The organism is Micromonospora sp. NPDC006431, from assembly GCF_042870725.1.
Lineage (GTDB): Bacteria > Actinomycetota > Actinomycetes > Mycobacteriales > Micromonosporaceae > Micromonospora.
The window spans coordinates 223,892-248,591 of the sequence record NZ_JBIAHQ010000003.1; the positions used below are offsets into that span (position 1 = coordinate 223,892).

Here is a 24,700-nt window from a genome sequence, read left to right on the forward strand (position 1 = left end):
CCTCAGGCGAACACGGGGTGGGGACGGGTGTCGGTGTCGGGCGCGGGCGGGCGGCCGAGGGCGGGGTCGTGCGCGCCTCGGGCGGCGTGCCGGGCCAGCAGCACCCAGTTGGTGACGGCGAGGGTGCCGAGCAGCAGGGTGAAGCCGATCAGCGAGGTGAGCATCAGCCCGGGGCCGACCGGCGAGACGGCCTGCCCGGTCGGCAGCAGCCCGTACGCGACCCAGGGCTGGCGCCCCACCTCGCGGGCGATCCAGCCCAGGATCACCGCGACGAAGGGCAGCGGCACGGCGAGCAGGATCAGCCAGAGCGGGAACTGCAGGCGGATGATCCAGTCCCGCCAGAGCAGCGGCACCACCAGGATGCCGAAGAAGAGCGCCATCCCGATCAGGATCATGAAGCCGAGACCCACGTTGGACAGCGTCGGCGGGGTGTAGTCGCCGGGGCCGAACCGCGCGGTCCACTCGGCGACCAGCGCGTCCCGGTCGGCGCCGCCGCCGAACTTGGTGGGCTGGAGGTCCCCGACCGGGCCGAACTGGGCGAAGCCGAACCCGATCAGGAAGACCACCGCGACCGCGAAGGTGAGCAGCCCGAGCCGTAGGGACTTCCGGAAGAGCGCGAAGTCCGGGGTACGCCGGATGAGGTGCCAGGCGCTGACCGCGGCCATCAGCATCCCACCGGTGACCAGGCTCGCCGACACCACGTGTCCGAAGGCGAAGGTGAGGGTGGGGTTGGTGAGCAGCGCGCCGAAGTCGGTGAGGTGCGCGACGCCGTCGCGGACCTCGTACCCGACGGGGTGCTGGAGCCACGCGTTGGCCACCATGATCCAGAACGCCGAGGCGTACGCGGTGAGCGCGACGCCCCAGAGCAGCGCGAGGTGGACGCCGCGGCGCAGCCGGTGCCATCCGAAGATCCACATGCCGAGGAACGTGGACTCCAGGAAGAACGCGACCAGCGTCTCGATGGCCAGCGGCGCGCCGAAGACGTTGCCGACGTATCGCGACAGGCCACTCCAGTTCAGCCCGAATTGGAACTCCATCACGATGCCGGTGGCGATGCCGAGCACGTAGTTGATCACGTAGAGCTGGCCCCAGAAGCGGGTCAGCCGCTCGTACACCGGTTTGCCGGTGATGAAGCCGGCGGTCTGCAGCGCGACCAGCAGGGTGACCAGGCCGAGGGTGACCACCACGAAGAGGAAGTGGATCGAGGTGGTGGTGGCGAACTGCAGGCGGGCGAGGAGCAGGGGATCCATGGTCGTTCTCCCACGGGTTGGCTCGCTTTTCATAGTGAGCCTACACGTAGGCTACCTACCTATACGCGCCGGCCTGGAGGCACGGCTGGTCGTGGATCGGTCAGTTCAGGAAGAGGGAGATCGGCAGGGCGGCCAGGGTGGTCGTGACGGCCAGCGCGGTGGCGCCGAGCAGCCGGGGCGTCCGGTCCGGGACCAGCAGCCGCTGCACCCGTACGTCGAGGTCCCGGTCGCCGAGGCCGAGCGCGCCGGCCGGCGTGATCCGGTGCCCGGCGGCGGCGAACCGACGCAACGCCCCGGCCAGCGGCGCCTCGGCGTGCAGCTCGCGGGCCTTGTCGTCGGCGCGCATCTCGACCAGCAGCGCCACCCGCTCCTGTGCGTGCCGCACCCAGCGGAACCAGGGCAGGGCCCGGCCGAGCGCGGTGAACGGCAGCAGCACCAGATCGTGCCGCTCCTGGGCGTGCGCCCGCTCGTGGGTGAGTACCGCGGCCAGCTCGGCCCGGTCCAGCAGACTGAGCGTGCCGGCGCTGATCACCACCCGGGGCTTCACCCCCGGGAGGCAGTACGCCGCCGCACTCGGGTGGTCGAGCACCAGCGCGCCCGGCACGGTCGGATCCCGGCGGGCGACCAGGCTGAGCAGCTCCCGGTGCCGGCGCTGGGCCCGGACCGTGCCGTAGACGCTGCGGACGGTCGTGGTGAGCAGCACCGCGCCGATGCCGAAGCCCACCCCGACCAGGCCGAGGTGCACCGCCCCGACCCCGGCCGGCAGGGCGCCGTGGGCCAGGTCGGTGGCGAGGGCGACCAGGGCGCTCCCGGTCGGTTGGTCGTACGCGGCCAGGCCGAGCGCCATCGGCAGGCCCATCGCGGAGAGGCCGAGCGCCAGCCCGACCGCCTGCCAGCAGACGATCGCCACCCGCGGGGCGCGCCAGGTCCACGTCGAGGCGGCGAGCACCTCCGCGGTCAGCCAGCAGGCCAGAATGCTGGCGGCGAAGTGCAGGGCGTACGCCACGGCCGCCGCCCTACCGGTCCGTCGCCTCGTCGGCCAGCCTCGGCTGCCCGGCCCGCGGGTCCTCGACCCGGTCCGTCAGCCCGGCCTCGGCGCTCAGCGCCGCGCGCAGCACCTCCGCCTCGGTGCCGGTCACCGAGCGGGCGAAGCGCACCAGCGCGGCGTCCCGGCTGCCGCCGAGGTCGAGGGCGTCGAGCATGAGCTGGGCGATGTGCGCCTCGCGGCTGGCCGCCGCCCGGTACCGCCAGGCCCGACCCTCCCGCTGGCGCCGCACCATGCCCTTGCCGGCGAGCCGGTCCAGCACCGTCATCACGGTCGTGTACGCCAGCTCGCGCCCGTCCAAGGCGTCGGCGACCTCGCGGACGGTCACCCCGTCCGACGTGCCGGGGACCAGGTCCCACAGGACGTCCATCACCGCACGTTCGAGATCACCCAGCCGAGTCACGCCCCAATCCTACCCCCCGTAGTAGACCACCGTGCCTCCGCGGCGTGCGAGGCCCTCTTACACGGAAAGAGTGGCCATCCGACGCGCGGAGGCCACTCTTCCCGTGAAGTAGTGCGGATCTTGATGGCGACGACCGGGGGCCCGGAAACCCCAAGCGCAAGGAGGTCAGACCCCCTTGGGGTGCCACACCGTCTTCGTCTCCAGCAGCGTGGTCATCCGGGTCAGGCCCGGGTCGGCGAACCAGTCGTGACCGGCCGGGGCGGGCCGGAGCACCCGCTTCAGGTTCTCCGCCGCCTTGACCTCCAGCTCGGCGGCCAGCTCGGCGTCGCTCACCCCGGTCAGGTCGATCGCGTTGACGTCCATGTGCGCGGCCAGCGTCGGCACCGTCTCGGTGATCCGGCCGGTGAGGATGTTGACCACCCCGCCCGGCAGGTCGGAGGTGGCCAGCACCTCGGCCAGGGTCACCGCCGGCAGCGGCTGCGCCGGCGACGCCGCCACCACCACGGTGTTGCCGGTGACGATCGCCGGGGCGATCACGCTGACCAGGCCGAGCAGCGCCGGCGTCTCCGGGGCCACCACGGCCACCACGCCGGTTGGCTCGGGGGCGGACAGGTTGAAGTACGGCCCGGCCACCGGGTTCGCGCCGCCGTACACCTGGGGAAGCTTGTCCGACCAGCCGGCGTACCAGACCCAGCGGTCGATCGCCGCGTCGACCTCGTCGGCCGGCACACCGAGCGCCACGAACTGCTCGCGGCGGCCCTCCAGCATCTCGGCGACCCGGTAGAGGATCTGACCCCGGTTGTACGCGGTCGCCCCGGCCCAGCCCTGCACGGCGGCCCGGGCGGCCACGACCGCGTCGCGCGCGTCCTTGCGGGAGGCCAGTACGACATTGGAGTCCTGCACGATGTACGACCGTCCCGACTCGCTGCGCGGGAACTTCCCGCCGATGAAGAGCTTGTACGTCTTGCGTACCGCGACCCGCTCAGACATTGAGGTACGCCTCCAGCCCGTGCCGGCCACCCTCGCGGCCGTAGCCCGACTCCTTGTAGCCGCCGAACGGCGAGGTGGGGTCGAACTTGTTGAACGTGTTGGCCCAGACCACGCCGGCGCGGAGCCGGTCCGCCAGCCACAGGATCCGGGAGCCCTTGTCGGTCCAGATCCCGGCCGACAGGCCGTACGGCGTGTTGTTCGCCTTCTCCACGGCCTCGGCCGGGGTGCGGAAGGTGAGCACGGAGAGCACCGGGCCGAAGATCTCCTCCCGGGCGATCCGGTGCGCCTGGGTGACCCCGGTGAAGATGGTCGGCGCGAACCAGAAGCCCCGGTCCGGCAGCTCGCAGGCCGGCGACCAGCGCTCGGCGCCCTCGGCGGCCCCGGCCTCGGAGAGCTCGCGGATCCGCTCCAGCTGGGCGGCCGAGTTGATCGCGCCGATGTCGGTGTTCTTGTCCAGCGGGTCGCCGACCCGCAGCTGGGCCATCCGGCGCTTCAGCGACTCCAGCACCCGATCGGCGACCGACTCCTGGACCAGCAGCCGGGAGCCGGCGCAGCAGACGTGCCCCTGGTTGAAGAAGATGCCGTTGACGATCCCCTCGACGGCCTGGTCGACCGGGGCGTCGTCGAAGACGATGTTGGCGGCCTTGCCGCCCAGCTCGAGGGTGAGCTTCTTGCGGGTGCCGGCGACCGCGCGGGCGATGGCCTTGCCGACCTCGGTGGAGCCGGTGAACGCGACCTTGTCCACGCCCGGGTGCTCGACCAGCGCCCGGCCGGTGTCGCCGGCGCCGGTGACGATGTTGACCACGCCGGCCGGCAGGTCGGCGTGCTGGCAGATCTCGGCGAAGAGCAGTGCGGTCAGCGGGGTGGTCTCGGCCGGCTTCAGCACCACCGTGTTGCCGGCGGCGAGCGCGGGGGCGATCTTCCAGGCCAGCATGAGCAGCGGGAAGTTCCACGGGATGACCTGCGCGGCGACCCCGAGCGGCTGCGGCGCCGGCCCGAAGCCCGCGTGGTCGAGCTTGTCGGCCCAGCCCGCGTAGTAGAAGAAGTGTGCGGCGACCAGCGGGACGTCGACGTCCCGGGACTCCTTGATCGGCTTGCCGTTGTCCAGCGACTCCAGCACGGCCAGCTCGCGGGAGCGCTCCTGGATCAGGCGGGCGATCCGGAACAGGTACTTGGCCCGGTCGCGGCCCGGCATCGGGCCCCAGACCTTCTCGTACGCCTTGCGCGCCGCGCGGACCGCGCGGTCCACGTCCTGGCTGCCGGCCTCGGCGATCTCGGCGAGGACCTCCTCGGAGGCCGGGTTGATCGACTTGAAGCTGCCGCCGTCGGCCGGGTCGACGAACGTGCCGTCGACGAACAGCCCGTACGAGGGCTTGATGTCCACCACCGAGCGCGACTCGGGGGCGGGTGCGTATTCGAACATCGCGCTCAGTCCAGGGTGAAGTAGTCGGGACCGGAGTAGACGCCGGTCGTCAGCTTGGTGCGCTGCATGAGCAGGTCGTTCAGCAGACTGGACGCGCCGAACCGGAACCAGTCCGGGTCCAGCCAGTCCGGGCCGACGGTCTCGTTGACCATGACCAGGTACTTGATCGCGTCCTTGCTGGTCTTGATCCCGCCGGCCGGCTTCACGCCGACCTGTCGGCCGGTGGCGGCGCGGAAGTCGCGGACCGCCTCCAGCATCACCAGGGTCACCGGCATGGTGGCCGCGACCGGCACCTTGCCGGTCGAGGTCTTGATGAAATCGCCGCCGGCCAGCATGGCCAGCCAGGAGGCCCGCCGCACGTTGTCGTACGTGGCCAGCTCGCCGGTCTCCAGGATCACCTTGAGGTGGGCGTCCCCGCAGGCCTCCTTGGTGGCCACGATCTCGTCGTAGACCTCCTGGTAGCGGCCGGCGAGGAAGGCGCCCCGGTTGATCACCATGTCGATCTCGTCGGCGCCGGCCGCCACCGCGGCCCGGGTGTCGGCGAGCTTGACCTCCAGCGGCGCCTGGCCGGACGGGAAGGCGGTCGCCACGCTGGCCAGGTGCACGCCGCTGCCGCGCAGCACCTCCGCCACGTACGGGACCATCGAGGGATAGACGCAGACCGCGCCGACGTGCGGGCAGGACGGGTCAGCCGGGTCGGGGCGCAGCGCCTTGGTGGCGAGCGCCCGCACCTTGCCGGGGGTGTCGGCCCCTTCGAGGGTGGTCAGGTCGACCATCCGGATCGCCAGGTCGATCGCCTGGGCCTTGGCCGTGGTCTTGATGGAGCGGGTGCCGAGTTGTGCCGCCCGCTGCTCCGCGCCGACCTGATCCACGCCCGGCAGGCCGTGCAGGAAGGTCCGCAGAGCGGTCTCGGATCGTCCCAGCTCGGAGAGGTCCGACCGGGCCGACGTCGCTGTCGCCGTCATGGCGTGAATAGTACGCATCCCGCCGTGGTGTGATCTTGGTCACGGTAGCCTGGTCGTGAGCGCCACACGTGAGCGGCGTCGCTGGTCAGCCGGCAGGTGCGGTGCGTGGCCGGTCGGCCCGGTAGGTTGACCGTTCGTGGACGTACACGTCATTGACCACCCGCTCGCCCAGGCACGGCTGACCGCCATGCGGGACGCCCGGACCGACTCGGCGTCGTTCCGGGCCGCGCTGCACGAACTCACCACCATGCTGGTGTACGAGGCCGCGCGCTCCTTCCCCGTCGAGAAGTACCCGATCCAGACCCCGGTCACCGCGACCGAGGGCACCCGGCTGGCGAACCCGCCGCTGCTCGTGCCGGTGCTGCGGGCCGGTCTCGGCATGGCCGACGCCGCCCTGGGCCTGCTGCCCGAGTCGTCCATGGGCTTCGTCGGCCTGGCCCGGGACGAGGAGACGTTCGAGCCCCGCGCGTACATGGAGTCGCTGCCCCGCGACCTGAGCGGACTGCCGGTGCTGGTGCTCGACCCGATGCTGGCCACCGGCGGCTCGCTGGAGCACTGCTGCCGGTTGCTCGCCGACCGCGGCTGCACCGACATCACGGTGCTCTGCGTCCTCGCCGCGCCCGTCGGCATCGAGCGGCTGGAGCGGTCCGGCCTGCCGCTGCGCCTGGTCACCGCCTCGATCGACGAGGGCCTCAACGACCGGATGTTCATCGTCCCGGGCCTCGGTGACGCCGGCGACCGCCAGTTCGGCGGCATGCCCCGTTTCTGACCCACCCCGGCCGAGCACTCCCGACGAGGCGCAGATTCCCGGAAAGAGGGCCCATCCAGTGCGGAATGGGCCCTCTTTCCGTGAATTCGTCGGGTCCGGGCGCCGCGTGGGCGAGTCCGTGCGCGGGGGTGCGGGGAGCCGCTACCGTTCCGGGCCATGACTGGTGTTGCGCTCGCCGAAGAGTTGCTGCTCCTCGCCTACGACGACGAAACCGGCAAGGCGACCATGCCGCGGATCAGCCTGGATCTCGGAATGGCCGCCGCGGTGCTGGTCGAGCTGGCCCTGGCCGGCCGGATCGCGTACGCCGACGGCTCCCTGGCGGTGATCGACCCGGCCCCGACCGGCGAGCCGATCGCCGACGAGGTCCTCGCCCGGATCGCCGCCGACACGCCGCACACCCCGTCGTCGTGGGTGCAGCGGCTGCGGCACGGCCTGCGCGACCGGATCCTCGGCGACCTCTGCGGGCGGGGCGTGGTCCGGGACATCGACGAGACCGAGCTGGGCTTCATCCACGTGCACCGCTACCCAGTGGCGGACGCCTCGGTGGAGGCGGACATCCGCCGCCGGCTGGCCGAGGCGCTGACCGACGACCAGGCCCCCGATGAGCGGACGGCCGCGCTCGCCACCCTGGTGGCGGTGCTCCGGATGGAACCGGCGCTCGGCCTGACCGGCGAGGACGCCCGGGACGCCCGCCGTCGGCTGGAGGCGATCGCCGGTGGGGCCGGCTTCTCCGGCAACGTCAGCCTGGACGACTCGGTGGTCCGCCCCTCCATCGGCCTGGTGGTCGCCGCCCTCGGCCAGGCGATCGACGCCGCCCTCGGCAAGCGCGCCTGACCCCCCAACTGCTCCGTTGATCAAGAGGTTTGCGTCTCGGTGGCGCGCCCGGCCGACGCAAACCTCTTGATCAACTCGTGACAGGTCAGCGGCCGAGGGCGGTGGAGATCTCGGTGCGGAGGGTGGTGACCGCCGCGTGGGCGCGGGTGCGGGCGGCGGGGACGTCGCCGTCCGCGACCGGCTCCACGACCTCCAGGTACGCCTTGAGCTTCGGCTCGGTGCCGGAGGGGCGGATCACCACCCGGGCCGCGTCGGTCCGCAGGATCACCACGTCCGCGCCGGGGAGCAGGTCCTTCGCCTCGGTGACCCGGTGCCCGAGCAGCGTCTCCGGGGTGGCCGCCCGGACCCGGGCCATCATCCCGGCGATCTCCCGCAGGTCGTCCACCCGGACCGACAGCTGGTCGGTGTGGTGCACGCCGAACTCGGCGGCCAGTTCGTCGAGCCGGTCGGTGAGCGTACGGCCCTGGGCCTTGAGGCCGGCGGCCAGCTCGGCGACGCTCAGCGCGGCGGTGATGCCGTCCTTGTCCCGGACGTGCTCCGGCGCGACGCAGTAGCCGAGCGCCTCCTCGTACCCGAAGACCAGCGGCTCGCTCCCGCCGCCGGCCCGGACGATCCACTTGAACCCGGTCAGCGTCTCGTCGTACGGCAGGCCTCGGGCGGCACACATGGCCCGCAGCAGGGACGAGGACACGATGGTGGTGGCGTACAGGCCGGTCACCCCGCGGCGCATCAGGTGGTCGGCGAGCAGCGCGCCCACCTCGTCGCCGCGCAGCATCCGCCAGTTGCCGGCACCGTCCGGGACGGCGACCGCGCAGCGGTCCGCATCCGGGTCGTTGGCGATGGCGAGGTCCGCGTCCCGGTCGCGGGCCAGCGCGACCAGTCGGTCCACCGCGCCCGGCTCCTCCGGGTTGGGGAAGTTCACCGTGGGGAAGTCCGGGTCCGGCTCGGCCTGGTCGGGCACCACGCCCGGCACGGCGAACCCGGCCCGGGCGAAGGCGGCGGTCAGCACCGCGCCGCCCACCCCGTGCAGCGGGGTGTACGCCACCTTCAGGTCGCGCCGACCGCTCGGATCGATCACTGCGGCGGCCCGCTCCACGTACGCGGCGACCAGATCGTCGCCGAGCACCTTGCCGGCCGGGCCGAGCGGCACCTTCGCCAGCGGGCCGACCGCCCGGATGGCCGCCTCGATGCCGGCGTCGGCCGGGGGCACGATCTGCGCGCCCGCGCCCAACTCGCCGCCGAGTTGCGCGCCGAGGTAGACCTTGTAGCCGTTGTCCTGAGGTGGGTTGTGGCTGGCGGTGACCATGACGCCGGCCACCGCGCCGAGGTGCCGCACCGCGAACGCCAGCACCGGGGTGGGCAGCGGGCGGGGCAGCAGCAGGGCCGGGCGACCCGCGCCGGTGGCGACCTGGGCGGTGCGCTCGGCGAACGCCCGCGAGCCGTAGCGAGCGTCGTACCCGATGACCAGCGGCCCCTCACCGCCCTGGTCGGCGAGCCAGCCGACCAGCCCGGCGGCGGCCTGGGTGACCACCGCGAGGTTCATCCCGTTCGGGCCGGCGCGCAGCGGACCACGCAGCCCGGCGGTGCCGAAGGTCAGTGGACCGGCGAACCGGTCGGCCAGCTCCGGGCCGCTTCCCGGCAGTCCGTCCAGGACCGCGCGCAGCTCGTCCCGGCTGGCCGGGTCGGGGTCGTCGTCGAGCCACCGCTGGGCCCGGTCGCGAAGCTCGTCAAGATCAGTGGTTTCCGCCGCCATGGCCTCTTGATAGCACGGCGGCGGAGCACCACTGCCCGTCGGCCTCGACTCAGTTGGCCCCGGTGAGCTGGAACGACCCGGCCATCGCGTCGAAGATCGGCTTGCTTTCGGCGAACGTCGCGTCGTTGGCGGTCAGGTAGAACGAGTACACCTTCCCGTCCTCGACCACGCCGCGCCAGACGCCGTGCCGCATCGAGTCGCCCTCGCCGCAGGTGTACTCGAACTCCGCCGCTGGCTTGCCGGCCAGCGTCGTCTCCGACATCGCGAGCTCGTTGTACGGCTTGGCGCAGGACTTGCTGTTGCCGGCAAGGTTCCGGGAGGCGAATTCGGCCCAGCTCATCGACGTGCCGTTCCACTTCTCCGCCAGGATGCGGACCTTGCGCCGGCTGTCCTGCGGGTCGACGTAGTCGACGAAGACGCCGCCGGTCTTGCGCTCCCAGCCCTTCGGCACCTGGATGGTGACGTCCTTGGCCGAGACCTCCTGCATCTCGACCGGCGGGGCCTCGGCGGTGGCGGTGGGCAGCGTGCCCACGATCGGCGGCGGGGTCTCGTCGCCGCCGCTGTTGAGGGCGATCACGACGATCAGCAGCAGCACGGCCACGCCACCGGCGGCGGCCAGCTGGACCTTGCGCGGCCAACCCTTGACGGTGCCGACGAGCTGCCTGCCGGCGCTGCGGGCCTTGCCGAGGGCACCGCCGTCGGCCGGTGCGGCGGCCGGGGTGGCCCACGGCTGGCCGGTGCCCGGCACCGACCACTGGTTGCCGCCGTACACCGGCTGGGTGGCGTCGGCGCCGCGGCCGTACACCCGCTGGGTCGCCTCCGGGTGGCCGACGTCGACCCGCTGCGTGGCGTCGGGGTGCCCGCCCCCGAGTCGCTGGGTGGCCTCCGGTCCCGCGCCGCCGCCGAACCGCTGGGTGGCGTCCGGCGAGATCCGCTGGGTGGCCTCCGGGGCGGCGCCCGGCGCGGGCATCACGCCGGTGGGGGTGTGCAGCGGACCGGCCAGCGCGTCCGCGCTGGTCTCGTCCAGCGCCGCGCTGCCCTCGGCGGCCCTGGGCTCGGTGCGCTCGCCCCGGCGCAGGGCGGCGAGCCGGTCGGTCAGTGACTCGCCGGGGCCGATCATCGCCCGGCCGCCGATCTGCCCGGTCGGCTTCGGCTCGGGCGCGGCGGGCAGCGGAATCGGCGGCCGCTGCACCGGCACCACCGAGTACGGGTCGGTGACCGAGTTGACCGCGGCGGCGTTGCTGGTCAGCGGGCCGGCGAGCAGCTCGCGCAGCATGCGCCGGGCGGTGTGCACGTCGTACCGGCGGGCCGGATCCTTCTCCAGCAGGCCCATCAGCACGCCGGTCAGCGGGCCGCTGCGCTGCGGGGTGGCCGGCGGGTCCTCGACCACCGCGTGCATGGTCTCGATCGGGTCGCCCTTGTCGAACGGGGGGTGGCCCTCCACGGCGGTGTAGAGCGTGACGCCGAGCGAGAACAGATCGCTCGGCGGGCCGAAATCCTGGCCCATCGCCCGCTCGGGCGAGATGAAGTGTGGCGACCCGAGCACCATGCCGGGCGTGGTGAGCTGCACGTCGGTCGGCATCCGGGCGACGCCGAAGTCGGTCAGCACGCACCGGCCGTCGGAGCAGATCAGCACGTTGGCCGGCTTGACGTCGCGGTGCAGCACGCCGATCGCGTGCGCCACCTCCAGGGCGCCGAGCAGCGCGATGCCGATCTTGGCAACCACGCGGGGCGCGACCGGCCCGTCCTCGATCACCATGTCGGCCAGGCTGCGCGCGTCCAGCAGCTCCATCACGATCCACGGGCGGCCACCCTCGGTGACCACGTCGTAGACCTGGACCACGGCCGGGTGCTGGATCGCTGCGGCCGCGCGGGCCTCGCGGAGGGTCCGCTCGTACAGCGCGTCACGGTCGCTGGGGGCCAGCCCGGGCGGAAGCACGACCTCCTTGACCGCCACATCGCGCCGCAGCAGGGTGTCGGTCGCGCGCCACACCGTGCCCATGCCGCCGTTGCCCACCGGAGACCGCAGCGAGTAGCGACCACCTATGGTGGTGCCGGGTGCCGCGCGTCCAGTGGGGGGACTGACCGGTCCGCCGCTCCACGTCGGGATCTGAGTCACTTGAAAAGCCACCGGGGGATATCGAGGGGGCTGGGACACAACCCCCCTATCTTGCTGGTTCCGACGCCCGATGCGAAACCCGACGCGGCGGACGTTTACCTACTCGACGGTATGTGGCCAGCTACTCACCTGTCGTCGAGCGGCCGGCGCAGTGTGCGGTATCCCTCATCCATCGACGGCCGGCCGCGTCCTACCATCCGGTAATGAGCGAACGGCGGTCAAGCGAGTCCGGTTTCCCGATCAAGGGCGTCTACACGGCGGACGATCTCCCCGGGGAACTGGCCGAGCGGCTGGGCGCCCCGGGCGAGTACCCCTACACCCGCGGGGTGTACCCGACGATGTACACCTCCCGCCCGTGGACCATGCGGCAGTACGCCGGCTTCGGCACCGCCACCGAGTCGAACGCGCGCTACCACCAGCTGCTGCGCGCCGGCACCATGGGCCTCTCGGTCGCCTTCGACCTGCCCACCCAGATGGGCTACGACTCCGACGACCCGATCGCGCACGGTGAGGTGGGCAAGGTCGGCGTCGCCATCGACTCCATCGAGGACATGCGGCAGCTCTTCGCCGGCATCCCGCTGGACAAGGTCTCCACCTCGATGACCATCAACGCGCCCGGCTCCGTGCTGCTCCTGCTCTATCAGCTTGTGGCCGAGGAGTCCGGGGTCCCGGGCGGGGCGCTCAACGGCACCATCCAGAACGACATCCTCAAGGAGTACATCGCCCGGGGGACGTACATCTTCCCGCCGAAGCCGTCGCTGCGCCTGGTCGCCGACACCTTCGCGTACTGCCGGGCCGAGGTGCCCAAGTGGAATACCATCTCCATCTCCGGCTACCACATGGCGGAGGCCGGTGCGACGCCCGCGCAGGAGATCGCGTTCACCCTGGCCAACGGCGTGGATTACGTCCGGGCGGCGCTGGCCGCCGGGCTGGACGTGGACGACTTCGCGCCCCGGCTGTCGTTCTTCTTCGTCGCCCGCACCACCCTGCTCGAGGAGGTCGCCAAGTTCCGGGCGGCCCGCCGGCTCTGGGCCCGGCTGATGCGCGACGAGTTCGGGGCGAAGAACCCGAAGTCGATGATGCTGCGGTTCCACACCCAGACGGCGGGCGTCCAGCTCACCGCCCAGCAGCCGGAGGTGAACCTGGTCCGGGTGGCGATCCAGGGCCTCGGCGCGGTGCTCGGCGGCACCCAGTCGCTGCACACCAACAGCTTCGACGAGGCGATCGCGCTGCCCACCGAGAAGGCGGCCCGGCTGGCCCTGCGGACCCAGCAGGTGCTGGCCTACGAGAGCGACCTGACCGCCACCGTGGACCCGTTCGCCGGGTCGTACGTGGTGGAGGCGATGACCGCCGAGATCGAGGCGGCCGCCGACGAGCTGATGCAGCGGGTCTTCGACCACGGCTCGGCGGTGGACGCGATCGAGGCCGGCTTCCAGAAGCGGGAGATCGAGCAGTCCGCGTACCGGATCGCCCAGGAGATCGACTCGGGCGAGCGGGTGGTGGTCGGGCTCAACCGGTTCCAGATCGACGAGGAGGAGCCGTACGAGCCGCTGCGGGTGGACCCGGCGATCGAGGCCGCCCAGGCGGAGCGGCTGGCGAAGCTGCGCGCCGAGCGGGACGCCGAGGCGGTCGAGCGCGCCCTGGCCGAGCTGCGGGCCGCCGCCGAGGGCAGCGCGAACGTGCTCTACCCGATGAAGGAGGCGCTGCGCGCCCGGGCCACGGTGGGCGAGGTGTGCGGGACGCTGCGCGAGGTGTGGGGCACGTACCGGCCGAGCGACCGGTTCTGAGCTGGTTCTCTTCGCGGCCCGGGCGGTGCTCGGGGAAGGGGCGGCCGCGCCTGTGCCGGCCTGGCTGAGAGCCTCCTGAGCTGGGCGTACGGGTCTCGCCGCAGGGCCTCGCGGCGGCGTACAGTCGATGGTCTCCCCGCACGTGAGCGGAAGCGGAGACGGCTCTGCGAAGGTGCCGGCGGGCTGCCTGGCGGCACCTTCGGTGCGGACCCTCCGGGCGGCGTCGCCCGGCCCGTCCGCCGAGCCGTGGGGCAGTGGGGCCCGCCCTTGTGCGCGTGTGCGGATCGGGAATGCGGGTAACCCGGTCGGGTGAACGGGACGGACAGCCTGTGCGGTCGCACAGCGGACCGGCATGTCACCGTGGGGAGTCGTCCGACAGCCGACTGTTGTCGCGCAATTGTCCGACCGGCAGTTAATTGCCGGGACTAATGCGACAATTCGGAACGACGGCCCGGGATTTGGTGACCGTTGAATCGGTTACGCGTTGTAGGAGGTGTGGGGCAGATGACGGCGTTCGACCGCGATCTACCTGCTGTCCCGCAGATATTCGAGCCTTCCCACCAGGGCATTCGTGACGCTGTGCGGTCCGACCGCTACCCGAAAGATGTTGCGCAGCGTCACCGTCGGCGGTCTAGGCTGTCTGCTGTTCTCCCCGAAGATCCATCCATCTCTAGTGATCGAGAATTCGACGTGACGAGTGCGTTGACGCTGCCTTCCGGCAGCCTGCTGGCGTCGTCCTGGCCGGAGGCGCCGACCGGGTCCCAGCCCCTGCCCTTCGAGCTCGACCATCTGCTCGCCCTCCGGGTACCCGGGCTCATCGCCACCCGCCGTCACATCCACTCCCACCCGGAACTGTCCGGCGAGGAGTTCGAGACGGCCGCCCTCATCCACCGGGAGCTCTCCCTCGCCGGGCTGAAGCCCCGCCTGCTGCCCAAGGGCAACGGCGTCATCTGCGACATCGACGGGCGCCCGGACGGCCCGGTGATCGCGCTCCGCGCCGACATCGACGCGCTGCCGCTCACCGACCCGAAGGACGTGCCGTACCGGTCCACCGTGGACGGCGTCTGCCACGCCTGCGGGCACGACGTGCACACCACCGTGATGCTCGGCGTCGGCATGCTGCTCGCCCAGCTCGCCGACCTCGGCCAGCTCGACGGCCGGGTCCGGCTCATCTTCCAGCCGGCCGAGGAGATCCTGCCCTGCGGCTCGCTGGAGGTCATCGAAGCCGGCGGTCTCGAGGACGTGGTGCAGATCTTCGCCGTCCACTGCGACCCGAACCTCCCGGTCGGCCGGGTCGGTCTCCGGGTCGGCCCGATCACCGCCGCCGCCGACAACGTCACCGTCCGGCTCAGCGGCCCGGGCGGGCACACCGCCCGCCCGCACCTCACGGTCGACCTGGTCGACGCGCTGGGCCGGCTGGTCACCGAGGTGCCGGCCCTGGTCAGCCGGCGGGTACCGGCCAACAGCGGGCTGCTGCTGGTGTTCGGCCACGCCTCGGCCGGCACCCGCTACAACGTCATCCCCTCCGAGGCCTGCGCCGCCGGCACGCTGCGGGTGATGGATCGCGACACCTGGGAGCAGGCTCCGAAGATCGTGGCCCAGGTCGTCCGGGACGTCATCGCCCCCACCGGCGCGACAGTCGACCTGGAATACCTGCGCGGTCGCCCACCGGTCAGCAACGACGCCCGCGCCATCGGCGTACTCACCGCCGCCACCGCGGCCGCCCTCGGGCCCGAGGGGATCGCGGAGACCCCGCAGAGCATGGGTGGCGAGGACTTCTCCTGGTATCTCGAGCACGTGCCGGGCGCGCTCGCCCGCCTCGGCGTCGGCCGGAACGGGCCCAACGTGGACCTGCACCGGGCCTCGTTCGACGTGGACGAGCGTGCCATCCCGGTCGGCGTACGCCTCATGGTCCAGACCGCGCTGCGGGCACTGGCGGCGGCGCGCTAGGCGCCGGACCACCCACCGGACCGGCCGGTCCCGGCACCGTCGGGGCCGGACCGGCCGGTGGCGCCCGGCGCGCCCGACGTCGGCGCGCCGCCCGCACCAGCAGCACCACCGGTACGCCGATCACCACCGTGAACGGCAGCACCGCGCCCAGCACGGTCAGCAGCACGAACATCGTGGTGACGAAGACGTCCCAACCGCCCCGCAGCCCGACCAGGAAGCCGAGTTCCGTCCCCTCCTCGGCGGTCGTCGCGTCGGTGCCCACGAAGGTCACCGTGATGGTGGAGAGCGCGGTCAGGTCGGCCAATCGGCGCTTCTTCGCCTCCAGCGACGCCAGGTCGGCCTCCCGCCGCCCCACCTCGTTCTCCAAGGTGACCAGTTCGTTGATCGAGCTGGCCCGGGCGAGCAGCTTCCGGGCGCTGTCCACCCGGGCCCGCTGGGTGGCGATCCGGGCGTCCAGGTCGACCGTCTCCTCGGTGACGTCCTCGGTGCGTACCTGGCGTTGCTCCGGCTGGCCGAGCCGGGACAGCTCGTCGACGACCGCGGTGAACCGGTCCGCCGGCACCCGCAGGGTCAGCTCGGCGCGGGCGTCCGCCGCCTCGCTGCGCCGCTGGTCGCCGCCGACGAACCCGCCCGCCGCGGTTGCCGCGTCGGTCGCCGCGCGGGCAGCCTTCTCCACGTCGTCCACCCGGACCTGCAACGTGCCGGTGTAGATGATCGACCGCTGGTCGACCCGCAGGTCCGGCTGGGCTCCGCCGGACCCGGCCGGGGCGGGCGCCGCCGCGTCCCGGTCCGCGCCCGCGCCCGCCTTGTCCTGGGCCGCGCCCGCGCCCGCGGCCGGTGCCTGCGCCGACGTGGCCTGGTCGTTCTGCCCACTGTCGGCGCCGCAAGCCCCCGCAGCCAGCACCACCGCCAGCCCCACCACCGCCAGTGATACGGCCCGGCGGCGTCCCCCTCGTCCACTCATGCCGTCACCTCGCTGCGCTCGGCGCCGGCATGAGGCACCACGACGCTGTGCTGATGATTCGCTCGCTGACGCTCGCTCATATCCCCGCTCCGATCTTCGACGGCCCCGTGCCGGGGTCGATACGTCGGACGCGACGCGCCATCGCGCCGGTTCCGGCAGACTGCGCTGAGGACGTCACGATTCGATAATCGAGGAGTCACGATGCAGGTCACCAAGTACGCCCACTCCTGCCTCCGGGTGGAGCACGACGGGGGAGTGCTGGTCGTCGACCCCGGTGTCTACAGCGAACCGCAGGCGCTGGACGGGGCGGACGCGGTGCTGATCACCCACCAGCACCCCGACCACGTGAACGTCGAGGCGGTGACCCGGGCGCTGGACCGGCGCAGGTTCCGGATCAACGGCCCGGCCTCGCTCGCCGAGGTCCTCGGTGACGCGGCCGAGGCGCTGACCGTGGTCGCGCCGGGCGAGTCGTTCACCGCCGCCGGCGTGGCGATCCGCGCGTACGGTGGCCAGCACGCGGTCATCCACCCCGACATCCCGGTCATCGAGAACCTCGGCTTCCTGATCAACGACGTCGTCTACCACCCGGGAGACTCGTTGGTGGTCCCCGACGACGTCCAGGTGGACACCCTCTTCGCCCCGATCCACGCGCCCTGGAACAAGTTCTCCGAAGTGGTCGACTTCATCCGGGCGGTCGCCCCGCGCCGGGCGTACGCGCTGCACGACAGCCTGCTCAACGACAACGGTTTCGGCGTGCTCGACCGGCAGTACACCGCACTGTCGAACACCGACTACCGCCGCCTCGAACCGGGCACCCGGATCGACGCCTGACCGCCGTGCCTGGACCCACCCCCGAGCTGGTCCAGCGGCTCTACGCGACCCCACCCGACCGGTTCGTCGCGGCCCGCGATGCCGCCGTGGCCGAGGCGCGCCGGGCCGGCGACCAGAAGGCCGCCCGCGAGATCGGCAAGCTGCGCCGGCCCACCGTGGCCGCCTGGCTGGTCAACCTGCTCGCCATCCGCCGGCCCGAGCTGGTCGCCGACCTGGCGCAGCTCGCCGAGTCGCTCCGCACCGCCCAGCGCGACCTGCGCGGCGCCAAGCTGCGCGAGCTGTCCGCCCAGCGCCGGGCCGTGGTCGGCGCGCTGGTCGACGAGGCTCGCAAGCTGGCCGCCGCCGAGCCGGGCGCCCCGTCGGCCGGGAAGCTCCCGCTGGCCGAGGTCGAGGCGACCCTCAACGCCGCCCTCTCCGACGCCGAGGTGGCCGAGCAGGTCCGCACCGGCCGGCTGCTCCGGGCCACCCACTATGCCGGCTTCGGCGAGGTGCCCCGCCCGCAGCTGCGGCTGGTCACCGGGGGCGCGGAGGAACCGGAGCCGGAGGAGCCGGCGGCCGGACGGGCCGGGGCCCGCCGGGAACGCGACGAACGGGCCGCGGCGCGAGCGGCCCGGGCCGAGCGGGCGAAACGCCGCCGGGCGCTGGAACGCGAGCAGGCGTTGGCCCGCAGCGATCAGGACCGGGCCGAGGCGGAACTGGCCGAGGCCGCCCGGTCCGAGCGGGACGGCGCCGCGAGCCTGGACCGGATCGAGACCGAGCTGGCCGAGCTGGAACGCCGCCGGGCCGTCGCCGAGCAGGAACTGAGCCGGGCCAAGCTGGCCCGGCGGGGCGCCGAGCGGTCGCTCACCACCGCCCGCCGACGTACCGGGGAGGTAGAGGCCGCGATGGAGGCGCTGGACGCCGAAGAGGGGGATGCCGACGAGGAGGGCAACGGGGCAGACTGATCGGAATGGACGACCACGGTGGACGGACGGCGGGGCGCCGTCGATGACCCCCGAGCAGGTCGCCGCCGCCAGCAAGCCGCTGGTGCTGGAGCTCGGGGAGGCCTTCTCCCGTTGCCCGGCGACGCTGCGCCGCGCTCGGCTGCTCGGCATCTCCGGCTGGGCGTTCTACATCACCGGCCGGGCCGGCGCGCTCGGCGACGTCCGCGCCGAGACGGTCGCCGCCGCGCTCGGCTTCATCGCCCCCGACGCGGTCGCCGACGGCTGGGACGCCGCCGCCCGTACGGCCCGCCCACTGGCGGTCGCCGAGGCGAACCTGGCCGAGTGCTGCCGGTGGGGTGTCCAGCACCTGAGCGACGCCCCCGAGTCGCCCCGCCTGGCCGGCCTGCTGGAACGCGCGGTCGACGCGGCGGACGGCAGCGGGATGCCACTGTTCGCCGCCTGGCGGGCCATGCCGGTGCCGGACCGCTCGCCGGGCGCCCGGGCGGCCGTCGCGCTGCTGCTGCTCCGCGAGCACTTCGCCGGGGCGTACCTGCTGGCGGTCCGGGCCGCCGGGATGACTCCGCTGGAGGCGGTGCTGGCCGGGCCGGAGGGGGAGGCGGGGGCCGCCGCCTGCGGCTGGTCGCCCCCGTACCCGCCGGTCGGGCCGCTGGTGCGGCGGCGACTCTGGGCCGAGGCGGTGACCGACCGGCTGGCCGCCACCGCGTTCCGGGCGCTGGCCCCCGGCGAGGGAGCGGAACTGCTCAACCTGCTCACCACCGCCCGGCTGCACCTCCGCGGCGGATAAATGAGGGGCGCGCGGGCCGGGTTGGCTGCCAGGATCAGCGGCGTGACGCTCCCCGCCGGCTGGGCTGCCCGCCGCCCCACCCTCGACGACGTGCCCGCGATCCTGAAGGTGGTGCACGCCGCCGACACCTTCGCGATCGGCTACCCGGACTTCGACGCCGAGGACGTCGAGTCCGCGCTGACCGCCCCCTTCGTTGACCCGGCCCGGGACTCGTGGCTGGTCACCGATCCGGACGGCGCTGCCGTCGCCTGGGCGATCCTCGAAAACGCGAGCGGGGTCGGCCGGGAGTTCGTCGACGTCCTCGTCGACCCCGAGCGCGGTGCGGACCTGCGCGCCCCACTGCTGGCCCGGCAGCTCGACCGGGTCGCCGAGCGGGCGGCCGAGCGCGGGGTGCCGGCGCTCACCGTCCGCTGCGCGGTCTTCGCCCCGGAGACCCGCTGGGCGGCCGATCTGGTCGAGGCCGGCTTCACCCGGGTCAAGCGGTACATCCGGATGACCCGCTCCCTCGCCGACCTGCCCGCCGAGGCGGCCCCGCCGGCCGGGGTGACCGTCCGCCCGCTGCGCGCCGGCGACGAGGCCGACCTGCGGCTGTTCCATCGGATCTTCGACACCGCGTTCCGGGACACCCCCGACTACGAGCCGCTCGGCTTCGAGGCGTGGCGGGAGCAGCTCCCGTCGTACGGCAAGGTCTGGGACGAGTGGTTCGTCGCCGAGGTCGACGGGGTGCCGGCCGGCGCCCTCCAGTCCTCCGACCAGGCGCTGGAACACGACATGGGCTGGGTACGCACGCTGTCGGTGCTGCCGGCGTACCGGCGGCGCGGGGCGGGCGCGGCGCTGCTGCGCCGGGCCTTCGCCACATACGCCGCGAAGGGCCGGGCGTCCGCCGGGCTCGGCGTCGACCTGGCCAACCCGACGACCCCGGTGACCCTCTACCGCTCGGTCGGGCTGAGCGAGGTGCGCTGGACCGACATGTACGAGCGCACCGTCACCACCACGGGTGTGTGACACGCGACCCGCGCTCCGGGGTCGCCGGCTGGCCGGGGCACCGGCCGGGGGAGACTGGACGCGTGGGAGAGCCTCTAGGCCGACGCGGTGCCGGTGGGGCGGGACCGCAGCTCGGTGACGTAGTCGTCCGGCGCGCCCGCCTTCTCCGCCGCGTTCGCGATCTCCGACAGATACCACGACGTCGGCAGGCCGCCCTCGTAGCCGTCGAAGACGTAGACCCACGCGGTCACGTCCCCGTCCAGCGTGGAGACGCGGACGGTGAGCTTCTGGTACGTGCCGGCGGTCACGCCCTCGATCTCGTCGAGCTGCGCGGCGTCGTACGGGTGGATGTCGTAGAGCGCCACGAAGACCCGGTCACCCGGGGACTCGACCACCGTGCTGACCGAGCCCTCCCAGCCGATGGCGCCCTCGCCCGCGAAGGTGAGCCGCCACCCCTCCAGCCAGCCGGTACCCACCATCGGCGAATGCGGGCAGTAGGCGCGCATGCGGGCGGGGTCCAGGTTTGAGCCGTAAGCGGCGTACAGACGCACGGCGATGACGATAGCCCGGTCGGCGGGTGGGGGAGAATACGACGGTGCGTGTCGAGCGCGATGGGGAGAAGAAAGTCACTGTGAGCACGGACGAGGGGCGAGCGCTGTGAGCCAGATCGTGATCATCGGCGGGGGACCGGCCGGGTACGAGGCGGCGCTGGTCGCCGCCCAGCTGGACGCTGATGTCACCGTGGTCGAGGCGGAGGGGGCTGGCGGCGCCTGCGTGCTCTCCGACTGCGTCCCGTCGAAGACCTTCATCGCCAGCTCGGAGGTGGTGACCGGCTACCGGGACACCGAGGAGTTCGGGGTGCACTCGGACGGGCTGGAGGCGGTCACCGTCGACGCCCGGGCGGTGCACGAGCGGGTGAAGCGGCTCGCCCTGGCTCAGTCCGCCGACATCCACGCCAAGCTGGTCAAGGCCGGGGTGGAGTTCGTCGCCGGCACCGCCCGGCTGGGCGAGGACACGCTCGGTCACACCCACCGGGTGATCGTCAGCCCGGCCGACGGTGACGAGGAGTACTCGATCGCCGCGTCCACCGTCCTGATCGCCGCCGGCGCCACGCCGCGCCAGCTCCCCACCGCCGTCCCCGACGGGGAGCGCATCCTGACCTGGCGCCAGGTCTACGACCTGCCGGACCTGCCGGAGCACCTGATCGTGGTCGGCTCCGGCGTGACCGGCGCCGAGTTCGCCAGCGCCTACCTGGCGATGGGCGTCGAGGTCACCCTGGTCTCCAGCCGGGATCGGGTCATGCCGCACGAGGACGCCGACGCGGCGATGGCGATCGAGCGGGTGTTCCGCAACCGGGGCATGAGCATCCTCAACAACTCGCGTGCCGAGGCGGTCCGCCGGACCGGCGACGGCGTGGAGGTCGAGCTCTCCGACGGCCGCAAGGTGTCCGGCAGCCACGCGCTGATCGCGGTCGGCTCGGTGCCCAACACCGCCAACCTGGGCCTCGCCGAGTACGGCGTCGAGCTGGCCCGGGGCGCCTACGTCACCGTCGACCGGGTCTCCCGGACCAACGTGCCTGGCATCTACGCCGCCGGCGACTGCACCGGGGTGCTGCCGCTGGCCAGCGTCGCCGCCATGCAGGGCCGGATCGCCATGTGGCACACGCTCGGTGAGGCGGTCCGCCCGCTGCGGCTGCGTACCGTCGCCGCGAACGTCTTCACCGACCCGGAGCTGGCCACCGTCGGCGTCTCGCAGAACGAGGTGGACGCCGGCAAGGTCCCGGCCCGCCAGGTGATGCTGCCGCTCGCCGGCAACGCCCGGGCGAAGATGGACGACCTCGCCGACGGCTTCGTCAAGCTCTTCTGCCGCCCGGCCAGCGGCCAGGTGATCGGCGGCGTGGTGGTGGCGCCGAAGGCCAGCGAACTGATCCTGCCGATCACCATGGCGGTGGAGAACAACCTCACCGTCAACGAGCTGGCCCAGACGATCACCATCTATCCCTCGCTGTCGGGTTCGATCACCGAGGCGGCCCGCCAGCTCATGCTGCACGAACTGGAGTGACCCGCCGCGTCCTCGGGCCGGCCGGGGCGACCGGCCCGAGGACGCATCAGCGGAAGGCGGCGGCGTGGTCGGCGGCCCACTCGGCGTACGTGCGGGCGGGGTGGCCGGTCAAGCGCCGTACCGTGTCGGTGACCTGTTCGGGGCGGGCGACGAAGGCGGCCCAGCCGGCCAGCGCGGCGTCGGCGAAGGCCGGGTCGCCGAAGGCGGCGGAGAGCATCTGCCGTGCCTCGCCGACCGGCATCTCCGACCAGCGCAGCTCCCGGCCGACCGCCCGGCCGATGGCGCGTACCTGGTCCTCCTGGGTCAGCGTCGCCGGACCGCTGAGCAGGTACCGGGCGCCGGCGTGGCCGTCCGAGGTCAACGCCGCCGCGGCCACCTCGGCTAGGTCCCGCTCGTGGATCAGTGACCGGGCCGCGCCCCCGTACGGCCAGCGCACCACGTCGCCGGCGCGGATCTGGTCGGCCCACATCAGGGTGTTGGCGGCGAAGCCGACCGGCCGGAGGAAGGTCCATGCCGCGCCGGACGCCTCGACCGCCCGTTCGACCTCCGCCCAGAACGACGCCGGCTGGTCAGCGGCGCCCGGGGCGGAGAGGTAGACGATCCGGGACGCGTGCTCGGCGATCGCCCGGGCGACTTCGGGGGCGGCCCGCCGGGCCACGGCCGGGTCGGTGAACGGCCAGATCAGGAAGACCGCCTCGACGCCGGTCAGGTGGGGCGTGAGCGAGGCGGGGTCGCCGAGGTCTGCGGCCACCACCTCGACCCCGGCCGGCAGGTCCGCCCGGGACGGGTCGCGGCTCACCGCCCGGACCTGTTCGCCCCGCGCCAGCAGCAGCGACACCACCTCCCGACCGACTGTGCCGGTCGCCCCCGTCACCAGGATCATCTCCGCCTCCTCGTCCGACCGGCCGCCGTCGACCCGTCAATCGGACGCTACGAGTTGAAGCTCCCTTGAGGTCAAGGACGTGGGCGCCACCGCCGTTTCCCGGACGGCCTCGGCGACGCGGCCGGCTGGTCGGCGGGCCAGTGCCACCGCGACCACGCTGAGCAGGGCGACCTCGGCGACGATGAGCAGACGCTCGGCGAGCCCGATCAGCATCCGCTCGCCCGGGTAGGCGGACCAGATCATCGCCCCGGCCAGCAGCAGGCTGGCCAGGGTGAGCGCGCGCAGCCAGCCGGCGGCGTGACCGCCCAGGTGTCCGGCGAGCAGCCAGCCGGCGACCGGCAGGGCGAGGAAGGCGACCACCGAGGCGTACCGGTGCAGGTAGGCCGCGGTGTCCATGGGCAGGCCGGGCTCGTTGGTGGGTACCACGGCGGAGGTGACCAGGCCGGCGGTCCAGGCGGACAGCAACATCCCGGCCACCCGCGGCCGCCGTCCCAGCCGGGCGGGTGCCCCGCCGCCGGTCGGCGCCCGTCCGCCACCCTCCCGCCGCGACCCGCCGGGGTCCGCCCCCGATCCGGTACGCCAGAGGGCCGGGATCAGCACCGCCGTCGCGGCGGCGAGCACCGCCATGGCCACGTCGATGGCGCCGCCCCGGTCGGAGACGGCGAAGTCGCTGACGGTCAGTGACCAGGGGCTCAGGTCGTCGTTCACCTCGAGGTGACCGAGTACGGCGAGCACCGCCGCCAGGGCGATCCCGCCGAGGGCCAACAGGGCGCGTCTCCGGTTTTCGGGCATGCCCCAGCCTGTCGCCGAACCGGTCCGAAATGGATCCGGGGCGGCCACCCACTTCCGCCCCCGGGTCGCCCCCTAGAGGCCCCGCATATCGGCGACTTTGCGGTATCCGGTGCTCAGGACACCGCCGGATCGTTGATATGCCGATCAGTCGGCCGAAACCTCGACCCCGACCCGGACCTCCGCGTCGGGTTCGGTGCGGGTGTGGCGGGCGCTGATCGCGCTCATCGCCCAGCCGGCCGCCGCGAACCCGGCCGCCGCCACCCCGCCGATCACCACGAGCCGCCACGCCGACTCGGTCAGCGCCCGGCCGCCCAGATGCCCGACCAGGCTGCCGTAGGTCGCCCAGCCCGTCGCCGCCATGGTCTCGTAGAGCAGGAAGAGGCGGTACGGGTAGCGGCTGCGCCCGGCCGAGAAGCAGGCGGCCATCCGGCCGCCCGGCACGAAGCGGCAGAGCAGGATCACCAGTGGTCCCGGCTCGCGCAGCCCGCGGGTGGCCCGGGCGACGGCCCGGCGGGCCCGGCTGGGCATCGCGTGTCGGGGCGCCCGGCGGTCCGGTGCGGTCCGGCCGAGCAGGTAGCAGGCGAGATCGCCGGCGATGACGCCGAGCGCGCCGACGGCGATGGTGAGCGGCAGGCTGAGCCCGCCGTACACGGTCAGCGCGCCGGTGGTGATCATGACGACCTGGGTCGGCACGACCGGCACGAAAGCGTCGGCGATCAGCAACCCCAACAGCACGGCGTACGCCCACGTCGGCGATGCGACGTCAGCGATGAGTTCGGGCAAGACCGCCACCTCGCCGGATTCCCCCCGTTCGATCGCACCGAGCCTGACGGCATGTCCCGCGTCACCCCGGGGTGCCCGGCCCGGTGGTGACCCCTGACACGACAGGGCCACCCGTGGACAACGATTCTGGGCCGGCGAATGTGACGCTTCCCGGCGTGGCGCCGGCCACCCATGCGGGCGGCGGATCGGCGGTCATCGGCGTACCGTTGTCGGGACACGGCCGCGTGGACGTCGGATCCCCCGTTTCCGGCGTCCGGGCCGTCGCGGGGGGCCCGCCGGGGCCCGGCCCGCGGCCCCCCCCCCCCCCCCCCCCCGCGCCCGGGGGCCCGGCGGGCCGGGGGCCCCGCCCCCCCCCCCCCCCCCCCCCCCCCCCCCCGGGGCGGAAA

General features: G+C 73.3%; 22 protein-coding genes. 9 read left to right on the top strand and 13 right to left on the bottom strand.

The genetic code is table 11. The features are described 5' to 3' along the window. Nucleotides 1–2 precede the first annotated feature (2 nt). The 6 genes from ACFYM6_RS07440 to deoC all read right to left on the bottom strand — a co-directional run bounded on the left by ACFYM6_RS07440 (nt 3) and on the right by deoC (nt 6,076). Nucleotides 3–1,250 (bottom strand): cytochrome ubiquinol oxidase subunit I, encoded by a 1,248-nt coding sequence (locus tag ACFYM6_RS07440; protein ID WP_387273187.1) that lies wholly within the window; start codon nt 1,248–1,250, stop codon nt 3–5. A gap of 100 nt (nt 1,251–1,350) precedes the next feature. Further along, nucleotides 1,351–2,256 (bottom strand): M56 family metallopeptidase, encoded by a 906-nt coding sequence (locus ACFYM6_RS07445; protein ID WP_387273189.1) that lies wholly within the window; start codon nt 2,254–2,256, stop codon nt 1,351–1,353. 10 nt (nt 2,257–2,266) lie between these two features. Next, complete coding sequence (locus ACFYM6_RS07450; protein ID WP_387273190.1) at nt 2,267–2,698, bottom strand: BlaI/MecI/CopY family transcriptional regulator; 432 nt, start codon at nt 2,696–2,698, stop codon at nt 2,267–2,269. 165 nt (nt 2,699–2,863) lie between these two features. Further along, nucleotides 2,864–3,688, bottom strand: a complete 825-nt coding sequence (locus ACFYM6_RS07455; RefSeq protein WP_387273192.1) for an aldehyde dehydrogenase family protein — start codon at nt 3,686–3,688, stop codon at nt 2,864–2,866. Then, nucleotides 3,681–5,111 (bottom strand): aldehyde dehydrogenase family protein, encoded by a 1,431-nt coding sequence (locus ACFYM6_RS07460; RefSeq protein ID WP_387273194.1) that lies wholly within the window; start codon nt 5,109–5,111, stop codon nt 3,681–3,683. Before ACFYM6_RS07460 ends, ACFYM6_RS07455 begins: the two co-directional genes overlap by 8 nt. 5 nt (nt 5,112–5,116) lie before the next feature. Beyond that, a complete protein-coding gene (deoC, locus tag ACFYM6_RS07465; protein ID WP_357437606.1) occupies nt 5,117–6,076 on the bottom strand; it encodes a deoxyribose-phosphate aldolase in 960 nt (319 codons plus the stop codon). A gap of 136 nt (nt 6,077–6,212) precedes the next feature. Between deoC and upp the strand changes: the two genes are divergently transcribed. Next, nucleotides 6,213–6,845 (top strand): uracil phosphoribosyltransferase, encoded by a 633-nt coding sequence (gene upp / locus ACFYM6_RS07470; protein WP_073839912.1) that lies wholly within the window; start codon nt 6,213–6,215, stop codon nt 6,843–6,845. A gap of 156 nt (nt 6,846–7,001) precedes the next feature. Beyond that, nucleotides 7,002–7,679 carry a GPP34 family phosphoprotein gene (locus ACFYM6_RS07475; protein ID WP_357437609.1) on the top strand — a complete coding sequence of 226 codons (678 nt, stop codon included), beginning with the start codon at nt 7,002–7,004 and terminating at the stop codon, nt 7,677–7,679. A gap of 85 nt (nt 7,680–7,764) precedes the next feature. Here ACFYM6_RS07475 and ACFYM6_RS07480 read toward each other — a convergent pair whose 3' ends face one another. Next, on the bottom strand, nt 7,765–9,432 hold the full coding sequence (locus ACFYM6_RS07480; protein WP_387273197.1) for a phospho-sugar mutase: 1,668 nt from the start codon (nt 9,430–9,432) through the stop codon (nt 7,765–7,767). 49 nt (nt 9,433–9,481) lie between these two features. Next, the gene (locus ACFYM6_RS07485; RefSeq protein ID WP_387273199.1) at nt 9,482–11,551 is read right to left on the bottom strand and encodes a serine/threonine-protein kinase; all 2,070 of its coding nucleotides are present in this window, start codon (nt 11,549–11,551) and stop codon (nt 9,482–9,484) included. 203 nt (nt 11,552–11,754) lie between these two features. Between ACFYM6_RS07485 and ACFYM6_RS07490 the strand changes: the two genes are divergently transcribed. Continuing rightward, complete coding sequence (locus tag ACFYM6_RS07490; protein ID WP_387273201.1) at nt 11,755–13,338, top strand: methylmalonyl-CoA mutase; 1,584 nt, start codon at nt 11,755–11,757, stop codon at nt 13,336–13,338. 690 nt (nt 13,339–14,028) lie between these two features. Further along, entirely contained in the window at nt 14,029–15,288 is a 1,260-nt protein-coding gene (locus tag ACFYM6_RS07495) for an amidohydrolase (protein ID WP_387273203.1), read from the top strand. Here ACFYM6_RS07495 and ACFYM6_RS07500 read toward each other — a convergent pair. Continuing rightward, complete coding sequence (locus ACFYM6_RS07500; protein WP_387273205.1) at nt 15,245–16,252, bottom strand: DUF4349 domain-containing protein; 1,008 nt, start codon at nt 16,250–16,252, stop codon at nt 15,245–15,247. The two genes, ACFYM6_RS07495 and ACFYM6_RS07500, sit on opposite strands and share 44 nt — an antisense overlap. A 201-nt stretch (nt 16,253–16,453) precedes the next feature. Between ACFYM6_RS07500 and ACFYM6_RS07505 the strand changes: the two genes are divergently transcribed. The 4 genes from ACFYM6_RS07505 to ACFYM6_RS07520 are packed head-to-tail and all read left to right on the top strand — an operon-like array spanning nt 16,454 to nt 19,816. Next, nucleotides 16,454–17,083, top strand: a complete 630-nt coding sequence (locus ACFYM6_RS07505; protein ID WP_387273207.1) for an MBL fold metallo-hydrolase — start codon at nt 16,454–16,456, stop codon at nt 17,081–17,083. Nucleotides 17,084–17,088: 5 nt separating this feature from the next. Then, a complete protein-coding gene (locus ACFYM6_RS07510; protein ID WP_387273209.1) occupies nt 17,089–18,027 on the top strand; it encodes a hypothetical protein in 939 nt (312 codons plus the stop codon). 43 nt (nt 18,028–18,070) lie between these two features. Further along, nucleotides 18,071–18,811, top strand: coding sequence for a hypothetical protein (locus tag ACFYM6_RS07515; RefSeq protein ID WP_387273211.1), 741 nt, complete (start codon nt 18,071–18,073; stop codon nt 18,809–18,811). 42 nt (nt 18,812–18,853) lie between these two features. Then, entirely contained in the window at nt 18,854–19,816 is a 963-nt protein-coding gene (locus ACFYM6_RS07520) for a GNAT family N-acetyltransferase (RefSeq protein ID WP_387273213.1), read from the top strand. Nucleotides 19,817–19,890: 74 nt separating this feature from the next. Here ACFYM6_RS07520 and ACFYM6_RS07525 read toward each other — a convergent pair whose 3' ends face one another. Next, nucleotides 19,891–20,346, bottom strand: coding sequence for a gamma-glutamylcyclotransferase (locus tag ACFYM6_RS07525; RefSeq protein ID WP_387273215.1), 456 nt, complete (start codon nt 20,344–20,346; stop codon nt 19,891–19,893). Between the two features lie 106 nt (nt 20,347–20,452). Here ACFYM6_RS07525 and ACFYM6_RS07530 point away from each other — a divergent pair, with 106 nt between their 5' ends. Next, on the top strand, nt 20,453–21,856 hold the full coding sequence (locus tag ACFYM6_RS07530) for an NAD(P)H-quinone dehydrogenase (protein WP_387273217.1): 1,404 nt from the start codon (nt 20,453–20,455) through the stop codon (nt 21,854–21,856). 46 nt (nt 21,857–21,902) lie between these two features. On the opposite strand, the gene ACFYM6_RS07535 is transcribed toward ACFYM6_RS07530, so the two are convergent. The 3 genes from ACFYM6_RS07535 to ACFYM6_RS07545 all read right to left on the bottom strand — a co-directional run bounded on the left by ACFYM6_RS07535 (nt 21,903) and on the right by ACFYM6_RS07545 (nt 24,323). Beyond that, nucleotides 21,903–22,739, bottom strand: coding sequence for an SDR family oxidoreductase (locus ACFYM6_RS07535; RefSeq protein ID WP_387273218.1), 837 nt, complete (start codon nt 22,737–22,739; stop codon nt 21,903–21,905). Between the two features lie 36 nt (nt 22,740–22,775). Then, nucleotides 22,776–23,531 carry a DUF998 domain-containing protein gene (locus ACFYM6_RS07540; RefSeq protein ID WP_387273220.1) on the bottom strand — a complete coding sequence of 252 codons (756 nt, stop codon included), beginning with the start codon at nt 23,529–23,531 and terminating at the stop codon, nt 22,776–22,778. 144 nt (nt 23,532–23,675) lie between these two features. Next, nucleotides 23,676–24,323: a DedA family protein gene (locus ACFYM6_RS07545; protein WP_387273222.1), complete on the bottom strand. Its 648-nt coding sequence runs from the start codon at nt 24,321–24,323 to the stop codon at nt 23,676–23,678. Nucleotides 24,324–24,700 lie beyond the last annotated feature (377 nt).

Excerpts from the sequence above, each read along its gene's own strand:
- ACFYM6_RS07440 (WP_387273187.1), bottom strand. The coding sequence starts at position 1,250 with ATGGATCCCCTGCTCCTCGCCCGCCTGCAGTTCGCCACCACCACCTCG.
- ACFYM6_RS07455 (WP_387273192.1), bottom strand. The coding sequence starts at position 3,688 with ATGTCTGAGCGGGTCGCGGTACGCAAGACGTACAAGCTCTTCATCGGC.
- ACFYM6_RS07460 (WP_387273194.1), bottom strand. The coding sequence starts at position 5,111 with ATGTTCGAATACGCACCCGCCCCCGAGTCGCGCTCGGTGGTGGACATC.
- deoC (WP_357437606.1), bottom strand. The coding sequence starts at position 6,076 with ATGACGGCGACAGCGACGTCGGCCCGGTCGGACCTCTCCGAGCTGGGA.
- ACFYM6_RS07475 (WP_357437609.1), top strand. The coding sequence starts at position 7,002 with ATGACTGGTGTTGCGCTCGCCGAAGAGTTGCTGCTCCTCGCCTACGAC.
- ACFYM6_RS07480 (WP_387273197.1), bottom strand. The coding sequence starts at position 9,432 with ATGGCGGCGGAAACCACTGATCTTGACGAGCTTCGCGACCGGGCCCAG.
- ACFYM6_RS07490 (WP_387273201.1), top strand. The coding sequence starts at position 11,755 with ATGAGCGAACGGCGGTCAAGCGAGTCCGGTTTCCCGATCAAGGGCGTC.
- ACFYM6_RS07500 (WP_387273205.1), bottom strand. The coding sequence starts at position 16,252 with ATGAGTGGACGAGGGGGACGCCGCCGGGCCGTATCACTGGCGGTGGTG.
- ACFYM6_RS07505 (WP_387273207.1), top strand. The coding sequence starts at position 16,454 with ATGCAGGTCACCAAGTACGCCCACTCCTGCCTCCGGGTGGAGCACGAC.
- ACFYM6_RS07515 (WP_387273211.1), top strand. The coding sequence starts at position 18,071 with ATGACCCCCGAGCAGGTCGCCGCCGCCAGCAAGCCGCTGGTGCTGGAG.
- ACFYM6_RS07535 (WP_387273218.1), bottom strand. The coding sequence starts at position 22,739 with ATGATCCTGGTGACGGGGGCGACCGGCACAGTCGGTCGGGAGGTGGTG.
- ACFYM6_RS07540 (WP_387273220.1), bottom strand. The coding sequence starts at position 23,531 with ATGCCCGAAAACCGGAGACGCGCCCTGTTGGCCCTCGGCGGGATCGCC.